This is a genomic window from Pseudoalteromonas sp. KJ63-1, assembly GCF_055808145.1.
Genome location: NZ_CM147855.1, coordinates 2,205,797 through 2,217,062 on the forward strand (window position 1 = coordinate 2,205,797; position 11,266 = coordinate 2,217,062).

Below are 11,266 nucleotides of genomic sequence, written 5' to 3' on the forward strand. Positions count from 1 at the left end.
AATTGCAGACATTGATAACGCTTTGCTCATCGGAAAATTAGAAGCATAGCGAGTGATTTTTCTGCGTGCAGCAATTTGTTAGTGCAGAACATTTATATATTCATAAGTTACTAACTTGCCATCCTTAGGTTCTTCGAAAGCATATTGAGCACCTTTATATGCAAATACATTGAGGACAAGACGATAAAAGAGACCAAGACAAATTATTGTTCGGTTAATATCTTTGCGCCTTCGACCTTCATCTTGCTTCATCAATTTGGGGTGTGCTGAAGAGTTTCTCAAATCTACCCAATTTTTTATTTGTCTTTTTTCAATTACCTTAACACTTTCAAGGTGGTCCAACACTTTTTTAGGGTGTACATTACCCCACCTAGCAATAAACTTTCGTATGGATTCAATATGCTCTGCAGAAATATCAGCTAATCCATCAACTAAAAGAGATATTCGCTTTTTCTCTTCCTCAAGCTCTTGATCTTTAAGGTCATCTACTATCGCAGGAATAAAAATATCATTTAAAACACCTTCTACTGCTACGGAGATAGTTAACATTGTAACGCTGAACTCAGAGGACAAAAACGAATGCCAAACGCGTTTCCATTGAGAGTATATACTTTCAAACGCTCTAGGATTGCTTTCAATAATTTCGTATATTTTATAAAATAGATCGAAATGATCCTGGTCCAATCGTTTACTGTTTTGATCAAGAACCAAGTCGCTAATCGGTGCAGGTATACTATCGTATGATTTTTTCTTATCAATACTATTTATGACTGTAACTTTGGATTTAGAGTCATTTCTGTACTCGAAATATGGTTGAATATATTTCCCAGAAGAAAATCCCAAATAGAATACAACTGCATCCCGTAATACCTCCAAATCATATTCGGATCCATTCGCGTATACTTCAGTGAACCCCTCATGGTATATAATATTTATCTCGCCCCCTAATAATTAAGAACTGTTTGATTCCATGAGGAGGAAGATGTGCCTAAAGTCGATTCTATCTTATTAAGTTTATTTGTCGGCGCTCTACACTTTTCGTTAAATTCTAATAGCAAAAATTTATTATCGGTATCTGAAGTGTCTGATCTTTCCTCGATTTCAATACTAGACAGGCCGATACGATAGAAAGAAGGGTCTGGTCTTAATAAGCGTTGAAAGTCCGTATTTATTCTTAAGCCTTTGGACATAACACAAATACCACCTATTGATATTGCGGTCATCGTAATAGTCTGTTTTGGATCTAGCGAATCTACAGGTATTGGCGTTCTGAAATCTACTCTTTTGTTAGATTCTAAACATATGAAATCTAAGTAAAGCCTACCGTTTTCATGACTTTTTATAATTCCATAACCTTTGAGTTCATAACCATCATCCAACTCATTCTGAGAGATTGTAACTTCATGGCAGTGCCATTCTAACTTGCACTCCCTTACTGTTTTTCTTTCTTCTTCACTAAAAAACATGATTGCATCCGGTTCCGGGGTTGGGCACTAACAGCTTATTGAACACCAGTTTAGTGGTTTATAACACACCAAAGTGGCGTATATTACATACCCTGATAATTTCACCAATAATTACTTTTGTAAATTAGTAACTAATATAGCAAGGGATTAAACTTCTTATTTTACAACTAAACGGCGGTTAATAATGTTATCGGACAAATTAGCAGCCAACTCATTAAAGCAGGAATGAGTTTAACTTCCTAGTGACCGGTTATCGCTCTTTGCCGAAGTTCGGCTCAATGTATTTAGGAGATAATTGTAAGAACTGAGCAAAACCAACCAATCCGGTTCTGAGATTAGTAATTTTTTTGATTTATAATATAGCTGGTATAAACTAAAGGTATAACTTAGATTCCCCCAGTTTTTGTACCCGAATAGCAAGACCAAGTATCTGGACCATGGTGCAGAGCTGGTACAAACTTGCAATATGCGCCAACCGTTTTTTGCTGTGAATTCTTATATATTAATTTCGTCGCTGTTTCGCCATCAAACTCAACTATAAGTTTTTCATCTAGAGATATAAATAGCGGTAATGGGATACCAAGCCCAATAAAAAACCCATTGATCTTTTCGTCTGTGGCTTCGTAATACCAAACTTCTTTCTTTTGATCAGATTTTACTTTTAAAGGTTCACCAAATTGTTTTTTTACTTCAGATTTTGTTAAAGAAACACTTTCCTCTTCATCATGAGAGTACACAATACCTGCACCGATGCATCCTGAGATAGATATAACAAAAATAACAGTGAAAAAATTCGTAAAAGAGCCATTCATCAATCCTTTATTGGCTAAAATTTCCATTATTAAATGGTCGTTATTCAATAATGACATATATTCAACTGAGTTGTACCTTTTAATATAAAAGGTCAGCAATAATTTATATTTGTCATTGGTATCAATTGTCCCTACACAAAAAGAATATAACTTTTAGCAAATGCGAGAGCCTCAGAACGGCTATTGGATAAAATCAAAATCCTCTTTTCAAACTGATATGTGGACTACTACAAATTTATTATTTAATTTTTATGTAAGAAGGATTGTTAAAAACCAACCACTAAAGGAGCTGTTAAAATTTATTCGTACATAACCCCAATATATTTCAGGCTTTAACGAGAACAACTTCATGATTTACTATCCCAATTAGCATTTTTACGCATCATAACTCTGGCTGGCATCTTATGATTTTTTATTTTCTCGCCACATAATGTATTTATAAAATTGAGCTTATATATTTTATTTCTTGAATTAGTAAGTGCCATTCTGTTATGCAATTTTTGAAAGGTCTTTAATGAAGAAACCGTGCCTTCAAATGTTTGATTTGTAGCAAAAAACATAATTATTAACATTAATTTCTATGAAATTTATACTTTCAGTATTTGTATAAGAAATAAAACGCTGTCGGTTGGATTTGCTTTGTAAAAACATTAATTGAAAAGAGTTATTCTGATATAAGATTTTAAGTAAAATCGCTTAAATTACATGAATTATTATTTGAAGGATTGTGAGCACCCAAATGAGGAATTTGGGTGGCAGTCTTACCAGCCACATCTCGGCACACACGTCACAAACTGTGGCTGCTCCCTTCCGGGCCTGACCAGGTTCGCCTGCTAGTGTTGCGAGAGGACCAATAAGACTACCATTGAGGGCCTTGGTTGGCGCGATTGAGATTATCTCTACTTTTGCTCTGTTATTCAAGGGGTAATCAAAAAAGAAAGTGCGATTGCATACTTCATATACAATCGCGGTCTATTTAAGTGTGAAAGCGATTATTAATTGCTCTCTAACTCAGCTTTTATGTTACGTAGTGCCGCTTTTACTTTTTTCATGTTCTCTGGGCCCATGCGTAAAAGTTGCTTTTGCGCAGCGGGTAATTGCTCCCATTCAGAAAACGCATACTGATAGGTCACTGAATCACGCAATAATGGTAAGCTACCTTTTGGCTCAGGAGTATCAAGTAACAGGTCAATGGCATCTTCAAGTGTTTGAGTAAACTCATCATCACCATACCCAATTTCAGTGTACGCGCTGTTGATCAACGGTTTATACTCATCATATAAACGCACAGCTTGAGCTGCACTCATACTTGTGAGTACTTTTACATACGGGGTATAGCGTTCATAACTATTAGGATCAATTGTTAAAATATCCCCTTCGTTTACACTAAAACCCTCTTCTAATTTTGCAACTGGGGTATGCTTGGTAGCCACTTTACCTTTTGCTAAATTATCGACAAACACTACGCCACGACGAATAACATCATCATTTAATATTAAGCTCATAGCAACATCACCCAAATATTCATCTAATTTTGCGATGACCACTGGGTCGCTATCGTTTAGCGTAGGTAAAGGCACAACTTCAGCTTCAGGCTCAACTTCTGGGCGCTGAGTTGGAACATCTAATTCCGCAGGTTTTTCTGGCTTAACAGTGGGCGCACCTACCACAGGGTCGTTTTCAGGTTTTAGCTCCATAATAGGTTGCTCTTTTACTGGTTCTTCAACCTGCATAACTGTTTTTGGAGCTTCAGTTGGCTTTAATAAAACAAACGCAGCGGCAATAATGATGATTAATAAAATAACCCCTGCAAAGATAAGGTTGTTATTCGGCGGACGTTTTTGAACGTCTGATCCTGATGGTTTATCTGACATACGAACTCCATAAATATAAAAATGCGATACTGTTTAGAGTACTCTAAACAGATTTAATTCATAACTTACACTAATATTTATTAATGTAGCTAATGTATCCTTTGATTCTTCTAGCTTAAAGACTTACAGTGAATAAATAAAGTAAAGACAGTGAACAGTTTAAATACGTAATATGAAAATTAAGCAAGTCGATCCTAGTAAACCAAAAGTGGCTTTATTACTTACCGGTGGTGGTGCCCGAGCGGCTTACCAAGTGGGCGTGTTAAAAGCATTAGCGCAAAGTATGCCCAGAACTGCCCCACTGCCCTTTAGAGTGATAAATGGAACCTCTGCTGGCGCAATTAATTCTGCGGCGTTAGCGTGTTACGCTTCATGTATGCATTTAGCCGTTAGAAAGCTAGAAACAGTATGGAAAAACTTTTCCACCTCTATGGTATACAAAAGTGACTTTCTGAGTGTGTTTGGCCATATTACTCGTAATATTTTAACTAGTTTTCAGTCTGAGCATATAAACCATCCACCAGCGAGTTTGTTAAATAATCGGCCACTTCGAAAGCTATTAAACGATATTCTTGATTTACATCGAATTGAACGTAACTTACATCGTGACTATTTAGAGGCGCTGTCAATTACAGCATCTAGTTATACTACTGGTGATTCAGTTGCTTTTTTTCAGTCAAATACGCAGCATTCTTGGCAACGAGCAAAGCGCGAAGGTCGCGCTACGCGTATCAATGTTGAGCATTTAATGGCCTCAAGTGCTATTCCTATGGTGTTTCCGAGTGTAAATATTTATAACCACTATTTTGGTGATGGTTCAATACATCAACTTTCACCTTTAAGCCCGTCTATTCACTTAGGCGCAAACAAAATATTTATTATTGGTGTTGAGCAACCCAAAGAACCTCATCCTCCAGGTTACTCTGCGCATTTTCCGGGGCTTTCTGCGGTAGCAGGTCACTTACTCGACAGTGTATTTACCGACACCATGCAGTCTGATTTAGAGCGCTTAGATAGAGTAAACCGTACATTGGGGTTATTACCCGATAGGCAAAAGCATCAAGAGTTAAAACAAATAGACAGCTTTATCATTAACCCTTCGCAAAACTTTAATGCAATTGCAGCGCAATACTATGATGATATGCCTTGGGCAATTAAAGTGTTACTGCGTATGATCGGGGTAAAAAAACGTTCTCAGTCGAGTTTAACCAGTTACTTATTATTTGAAAAACGCTACACCCAGCACTTAATTCAAATCGGATACGAAGATGGCATGAAGCAACTACCCGAGATGAGAAAGTTTTTAGAGCTAGACTAAGAAGCCACTCCTACTCAATGCCATCGAGTAAGTAATGTTCAACATGCTCTACTCGCCTAGGTTTACCTTGCAACACTAGAATATCATTTGCGTATAATATGGTATGCTCTTGTGGCATCTCTATCTCCTCGCCTTCACGTCGAAGCGCCTTAATTAGCACCTTTCTTTTAGCTAAATTAAGCTCACTAATAGCCTTGTTTACCGCAAATGCTTTATCCGGCAAGGCAATGACATGTAAGTACTCTAAGCGTTCGGGCAAATTGGTATCGCTTTCGATGTTTTCGCCTGCAAAAAAGCTTTGCAATAGCTTATAGCGGTTACGCCTCTCACTACTGACGCGGCGAATTATTCGGCTCATTGGTACACCCGACATAGACAACACATGTGAGACCAGCATTAAGCTTGCCTCTAATGCCTCAGGAACAACCTCAGTGACGCCTAAATCTTTTAAACGCTCTAGTTGACTGTCATCACGGGTTCTTATGAGTATTTTTACCCCAGGAGCAACCTGCTTTATGGCATCAATCACTATTTGAGTTTGCTGAAATTCCGTAAAGGTAATAATCACTAAGCGTGCTCGCTCTACCCCTGCGCACTTTAAAATATCTTTTTGCTCAACGTGGCCAAACAATAACGGTTCACCCGCCGCTTTTCCTTCTTGCACTAGTATGGGATCGCTTTCAATGGCCACATAATCAATAGCCTCTGGCGATAAAAAGCGGGCAATAGTTTGCCCTACCCGAGAAAATCCACATATAACGACATGATTATTATAAAGCGTACTGCTTTGTGGCTCGTCTTCATAGGCAAACTTAGCGCGCTCTAACATACCTAGTCGCTTTAAAATAAAGGGAGTTCTATCGATTAAATACGGGGTAAGTGCCATAGAAATGACGCCCATGGCAATTAAAAATGATACTTGCTCCACACTCAGTAAGTCATGCTGTGCTGCGAGTGCTATTAACACAAAACCAAACTCCCCCATTTGCCACAACATAATAGCGCAGGCTAATGCGTCCTGTTTTCTCTCCCCCATAAATAAAGATGATACGGTCACTACGGCGATTTTTAATATTAGAATTCCTAGTAAGGCAACAACAATAATACCTGCATGATTAACAACAAAACTTATGTCTAATTGCATACCTACAGTGACAAAAAATAGCCCCATTAAAATATCACGAAACGGGCGAATATCCGCTTCTAGCTGATGGCGATAATGGCTTTCACCAAGCATCATACCCGCTAAAAATGCCCCTAATGCCATTGATAAGCCAAATGAATAAGTAAGTAAACCCGCAAACAAAGCAACTAATAGAGTCGTTAACACAAATAGTTCATCACTTTTTGCTAATGCCACCTCATTAAAAACTTTAGGTAAAACCCATTTTCCAATAGCCCATAACAAAAGGCATACAAACGCCCCTTTAGAAAGTGCGAATAACAAAGCCCAACCAATACCATTTGAGTCATTGCTGGCAAGCAAAGGCAAAATAATCAGTAATGGCACAACGGCAATATCTTGAAATAATAAAACCCCAATTGCCAATTGCCCTCGGCGTTTATTTAAATCGCCGCTCTCTTTTAATAATTTAGCAACTACCGCAGTAGAGGAAAGCATAATAATAATGCCCATTGTAAAACTGGTTAATAAATTAAAATTTAATAAGTACAGAATCACAATCAGCAGAATACTACTAACAAATACTTGCAACGACCCTAAACCAAATACAATGTTACGCATTGCCATTAGGCGCGATACTGAAAACTCCAAACCTAAGCTAAATAGCAAAAATACAATACCTAGCTCTGCAATAAAGTCTATTTCATGGCTTTGTGTCATCCAGCCGACACCATGACCACCCGCGAATAAACCCACAGCCAAGTATGCCAACACAGGGGGAAGCCCTATGCGCTTAAATAGCCATACAAATAAAACCGCAGCGACTAAAAGTCCAAAAATCTGAGCATTAATACTTTGCAACGCAAACCTTAAAACAATCTATGGAGTGTGACTTAACTATAGCAACCGCATAACTTTCAGCCAGAATAAAAATATGGCACGCAATCTGCTTATTTATTAAAAGTAATACTATAGGGGGAATAAATAGTGGAAAACGTTCATATTTTGACACAACGTATCTCTGGACGCGGTGAATTTTTGCCGTTCTCAGCGGAGCAATACAATAGCAATACACCAACAGCACTGCATGAGCTGGCGGCCAAACTACAAACCAGCCTAGTGCTGGAAGATATTTTAGGTACATTTGCAAGCTTTGCAAAACAACTGCTTAATTTTTCTGGGGTGCACTTCCAATCAGCTCATATTGATGTGAAAACACCTAATAGTGATGTTGAAAACCCAGCCTACTCATTTGATCTAAAAGTGGAAAATGAGCATTTAGGCACACTCACTTATTACACCAAATATCCGCTTAGTGCGGCTATTGAAAAAGTTGCAGCACTTTCACAGCGTATTAATATACCCACTGCGAAATGCCATAATGTACAGCCGTGTATTAAAGCTAGCAACTAAAGACTCTTTAACGGGGTTAAACAACCGAAGTCAATTTAATGACATGTTACAACAAAAGCTTGAAAATCATAGACGTAACGGCCATCCATTTAGTTTGATGCTGCTTGATTTAGATAACTTTAAACAAGTGAATGATAACTATGGTCATAAAATTGGCGATGACGTTTTAATAGAATTTGCTTCGGTTTTATCTAGTAGTATTAGAGGCACAGATTCGGTATTTCGTTTTGGTGGCGATGAGTTTTCAATACTAATTGAAGACCCCGCTTTTACCACTAATAAAGTGATCGCTGAACGTATTATGCGTTTAGTAAGAAACTCACCGATTATGTCTAAGTACAATGTAACAACCAGTATTGGTTTTACCCTAACTAACAGCGATGATTGCCAAAACGAGATATTTTCTCGTGCGGATAAGGGCTTATATAAAGCAAAGGCATCTGGGCGAAACTGCGCAAAAGCTTACTAAGCAATAAAAGAGCAAAATATTAGAAAAGCCCAGCCTCCCCCGCTGGGCTTTTTTACGCTACTTTTTTAGTATAAAGTATTTGTAAATTAGCAACATGACGCAAAAGCCAAAAAAGAAGCCACTGAGTAAATTAAGTAGTGCGGCAATTGTCGCAAGAGGTGTAAAAAGCACTAACAGTAAAGGCATACTCACCCCTAGAATGAAAAATATCCCCCCTTTACCTAACCAATAGGCAAGTAAAATGGCGGCACATACCATCCCGCCCAACACAGCGTAGCCGAGGGTAATTATATTTAGGGTTAAAAATACATTCGCTAAAACCGCGATCAATAGCGTAATTAATATTCCAGTGGGCGCCTTATTAATAAGCGACAGTCCAACATGAGGTTGTTGACTCATAATTTATACTCCCAAATTACACCATGTTCATCTTTATGGTTATCACTAACAAAATAACCAACCACTTGCACTAGCTCATCGTTGTAAAAAATTAATGGAATATCAGCACGGAGCCAAGGCGCTACTTTTGCATCTTTAAACCAATGTTTAAGTGTATTACTACCTGGTTTTTTGAGTGGTTTAATACGCGCACTATTGCAGTTAAAGCGCACACTAACTTGTTCATCAGTTTTAGGGGCTCGTATACCCACTCCTTGCTGACATGATAATATTTTTCCGTCACTCAAAACCAGCTCATTACTTATTACCTGCTCAATATTAACGGCTAATGGCTTTGGTTGCACAAAATAAAGTAAACCTTGATGGCGACGTATTTGCCCATCGCTTAGCTCAATTTTTATTTGTGCATCAGCTTGTGCATGAATGGTTTGGCTCATTATTTGTGTTAATTGCTTTTGTGAGGGCATAGAGTGGCTAAATAATGCCAGCCACACGCGTAATACATTAGCAATGCGGCCAGCGCTGTAACCAGACAGCTTATGTAATTCAAGCGCTTGATGTTGATTAATGCACTGAGCGAGATCTTGCTGGGTATACTCATCCAGTAGTGCTTGCTGCTGCTGTAATAATTCAATACTTCGTGCTGTACACTGCTCAAATCCAGTAAAACGCTCTGCCAACTTAGGCACTATTTGTTGGCGCAAAAAGTTACGATCAAAGTGCTCATTGGCGTTGGATTCATCGGTAATATGGCTAATATTAAATTGCTGGGCAAACGCTTCTATCTCGCTGCGTTTTACCGCCAATAATGGCCTATAGCACTCACGGCCACTTTCAAGCACGCGAGTTTGCTGCATAGCGCCAAGACCTTTTAAGCCTGAGCCGCGCTTTAAACGAAGTAAAAATGTCTCTATTTGGTCGTTTAAATGCTGGCCTAGCAAAACGACACTACCACTGGGGCTTAACTCATCAAGTGCTTGATAACGCACTTTGCGGGCTTGTGCTTCAATACTGGTTCGCGACTGTTGCTTTACCGTGACTTGCGCCGCTTTAAAGTTAATTGCTAGCTGCTGACAACGTGCATGACAAAATTGCTGCCAATGAAATGCGTTTTCACTTAAACCATGATTTACATAAATTGCGCTTAAATTTAATTGCGGGTACTGCTGTTTTAACCCATGCATTATGTGTAATAACACCACCGAATCTACGCCACCAGATAAGGCCACAGTAAATGTGAATTGCCCGTTTTCTATATACTGATTAAGGGCTTGTTGTACCTGCAAATAAATTTGTGATGTGTGCATTAATATACCCAATGAGTAAATTACTAATAGCCCTGATAATAAAGGCTCTACGTTAAGGCATTTTAAAACAAAAAAAGCCGCATAGGCGGCTTTTTTCTCTATTTAGCTATGTTTAGCTATGTTTAGCAATAACCAAACGACATTAAACGCTTGTAACGTTGATCCAGCATCTCTTCAAGCGATAACGCTTGTAAGTCTGCTAAATCGCGTTTAAGGCGAACTTTTAAGTTACGTGCCATGGCATCATAGTTACGGTGTGCACCGCCCAACGGCTCATCAACTAGATTATTAATTAAATCTAGCTCTTTAACGCGCTCAGCTGTTACACCCATTGCTTCTGCTGCAAGTGGTGCTTTATCAGCACTTTTCCATAAAATAGAGGCACAGCCTTCTGGTGAAATAACTGAGTAAGTGCTGTATTGCAGCATGTTTACCCTGTCGCCTACACCTATCGCTAACGCACCACCTGAACCACCTTCACCAATAACAGTACAAATTGTTGGTACTTTAAGTGCGGCCATTACTTTTAGGTTACGTGCAATTGCTTCAGACTGACCACGTTCTTCTGCGCCAACACCTGGATATGCACCTGGGGTGTCGATAAAGGTCATAATTGGCATTTTAAAACGCTCAGCCATTTCCATTAGGCGCAATGCTTTACGGTAACCCTCTGGTTTTGGCATGCCAAAATTACGTTTAATTTTTTCAGCAGTACCACGGCCTTTTTGCTGACCGATCACCATAACAGGTTCACCATCTAAACGGGCAACGCCGCCTAAAATTGCAGGGTCGTTAGCAAACGTACGATCACCCGCGAACTCGTCAAATTCTGTAAAAATACGCTCGATGTAATCTCGAGTATAAGGACGCAGCGGATGACGTGCTAGCTGTGATACTTGCCAAGCGCCAAGTTCAGAGAAAATTTTCTCCTTCATTTGTGCGCTCTTTTCTTTAAGTTTGCTGACTTCCTCTTCTAATCCAAGGTCTAATTCGCCAGCGCGGCTTACATTTTGTAATTCTTCAATTTTTGCTTCTAATTCTGCGATTGGAAGCTCAAAATCAAGATAATTGAGGCTCATGCTCTA

The 11,266-nt window shown here is 38.8% G+C and carries 9 protein-coding genes, 1 other RNA gene and 1 pseudogene; 2 read left to right on the forward strand and 9 right to left on the reverse strand.

Annotation, left to right across the window (positions count from 1 at the left end):
- Positions 1 to 78 precede the first annotated feature (78 nt).
- From AC0L7Q_RS10550 to AC0L7Q_RS10570, 5 genes are all read right to left on the reverse strand, one after another.
- Positions 79 to 876: a hypothetical protein gene (locus tag AC0L7Q_RS10550; protein ID WP_409423499.1), complete on the reverse strand. Its 798-nt coding sequence runs from the start codon at positions 874 to 876 to the stop codon at positions 79 to 81.
- Positions 877 to 944: 68 nt separating this feature from the next.
- Entirely contained in the window at positions 945 to 1,466 is a 522-nt protein-coding gene (locus tag AC0L7Q_RS10555) for a hypothetical protein (protein WP_409423500.1), read from the reverse strand.
- A gap of 386 nt (positions 1,467 to 1,852) precedes the next feature.
- On the reverse strand, positions 1,853 to 2,335 hold the full coding sequence (locus AC0L7Q_RS10560; RefSeq protein WP_418157301.1) for a hypothetical protein: 483 nt from the start codon (positions 2,333 to 2,335) through the stop codon (positions 1,853 to 1,855).
- Positions 2,336 to 3,037: 702 nt separating this feature from the next.
- Positions 3,038 to 3,134, reverse strand: an RNA gene (gene ffs / locus AC0L7Q_RS10565) — signal recognition particle sRNA small type.
- 139 nt (positions 3,135 to 3,273) lie between these two features.
- Positions 3,274 to 4,152, reverse strand: coding sequence for a DUF3014 domain-containing protein (locus tag AC0L7Q_RS10570; protein ID WP_413402626.1), 879 nt, complete (start codon positions 4,150 to 4,152; stop codon positions 3,274 to 3,276).
- Positions 4,153 to 4,324: 172 nt separating this feature from the next.
- Between AC0L7Q_RS10570 and AC0L7Q_RS10575 the strand changes: the two genes are divergently transcribed.
- On the forward strand, positions 4,325 to 5,470 hold the full coding sequence (locus AC0L7Q_RS10575) for a patatin-like phospholipase family protein (protein WP_010388160.1): 1,146 nt from the start codon (positions 4,325 to 4,327) through the stop codon (positions 5,468 to 5,470).
- Between the two features lie 10 nt (positions 5,471 to 5,480).
- Here the strand turns inward: AC0L7Q_RS10575 and AC0L7Q_RS10580 are convergent, their stop codons facing one another.
- The gene (locus AC0L7Q_RS10580) at positions 5,481 to 7,454 is read right to left on the reverse strand and encodes a monovalent cation:proton antiporter family protein (RefSeq protein ID WP_413402628.1); all 1,974 of its coding nucleotides are present in this window, start codon (positions 7,452 to 7,454) and stop codon (positions 5,481 to 5,483) included.
- A gap of 126 nt (positions 7,455 to 7,580) precedes the next feature.
- Here AC0L7Q_RS10580 and AC0L7Q_RS10585 point away from each other — a divergent pair.
- A pseudogene (locus tag AC0L7Q_RS10585) lies at positions 7,581 to 8,475 on the forward strand (GGDEF domain-containing protein).
- Between the two features lie 57 nt (positions 8,476 to 8,532).
- Here the strand turns inward: AC0L7Q_RS10585 and AC0L7Q_RS10590 are convergent.
- The 3 genes from AC0L7Q_RS10590 to accA all read right to left on the reverse strand — a co-directional run bounded on the left by AC0L7Q_RS10590 (position 8,533) and on the right by accA (position 11,260).
- Complete coding sequence (locus AC0L7Q_RS10590) at positions 8,533 to 8,874, reverse strand: hypothetical protein (RefSeq protein ID WP_413402632.1); 342 nt, start codon at positions 8,872 to 8,874, stop codon at positions 8,533 to 8,535.
- A complete protein-coding gene (gene tilS / locus AC0L7Q_RS10595) occupies positions 8,871 to 10,181 on the reverse strand; it encodes a tRNA lysidine(34) synthetase TilS (protein ID WP_413402634.1) in 1,311 nt (436 codons plus the stop codon). The genes AC0L7Q_RS10590 and tilS overlap by 4 nt, the downstream gene beginning before the upstream one ends.
- A gap of 122 nt (positions 10,182 to 10,303) precedes the next feature.
- Positions 10,304 to 11,260, reverse strand: a complete 957-nt coding sequence (accA, locus tag AC0L7Q_RS10600; protein ID WP_008110950.1) for an acetyl-CoA carboxylase carboxyl transferase subunit alpha — start codon at positions 11,258 to 11,260, stop codon at positions 10,304 to 10,306.
- Positions 11,261 to 11,266: the final 6 nt, after the last annotated feature.

Excerpts from the sequence above, each read along its gene's own strand:
- accA (WP_008110950.1), bottom strand. The coding sequence starts at position 11,260 with ATGAGCCTCAATTATCTTGATTTTGAGCTTCCAATCGCAGAATTAGAA.
- AC0L7Q_RS10560 (WP_418157301.1), bottom strand. The coding sequence starts at position 2,335 with ATGTCATTATTGAATAACGACCATTTAATAATGGAAATTTTAGCCAAT.
- AC0L7Q_RS10555 (WP_409423500.1), bottom strand. The coding sequence starts at position 1,466 with ATGTTTTTTAGTGAAGAAGAAAGAAAAACAGTAAGGGAGTGCAAGTTA.
- AC0L7Q_RS10590 (WP_413402632.1), bottom strand. The coding sequence starts at position 8,874 with ATGAGTCAACAACCTCATGTTGGACTGTCGCTTATTAATAAGGCGCCC.
- AC0L7Q_RS10575 (WP_010388160.1), top strand. The coding sequence starts at position 4,325 with ATGAAAATTAAGCAAGTCGATCCTAGTAAACCAAAAGTGGCTTTATTA.
- AC0L7Q_RS10570 (WP_413402626.1), bottom strand. The coding sequence starts at position 4,152 with ATGTCAGATAAACCATCAGGATCAGACGTTCAAAAACGTCCGCCGAAT.
- tilS (WP_413402634.1), bottom strand. The coding sequence starts at position 10,181 with ATGCACACATCACAAATTTATTTGCAGGTACAACAAGCCCTTAATCAG.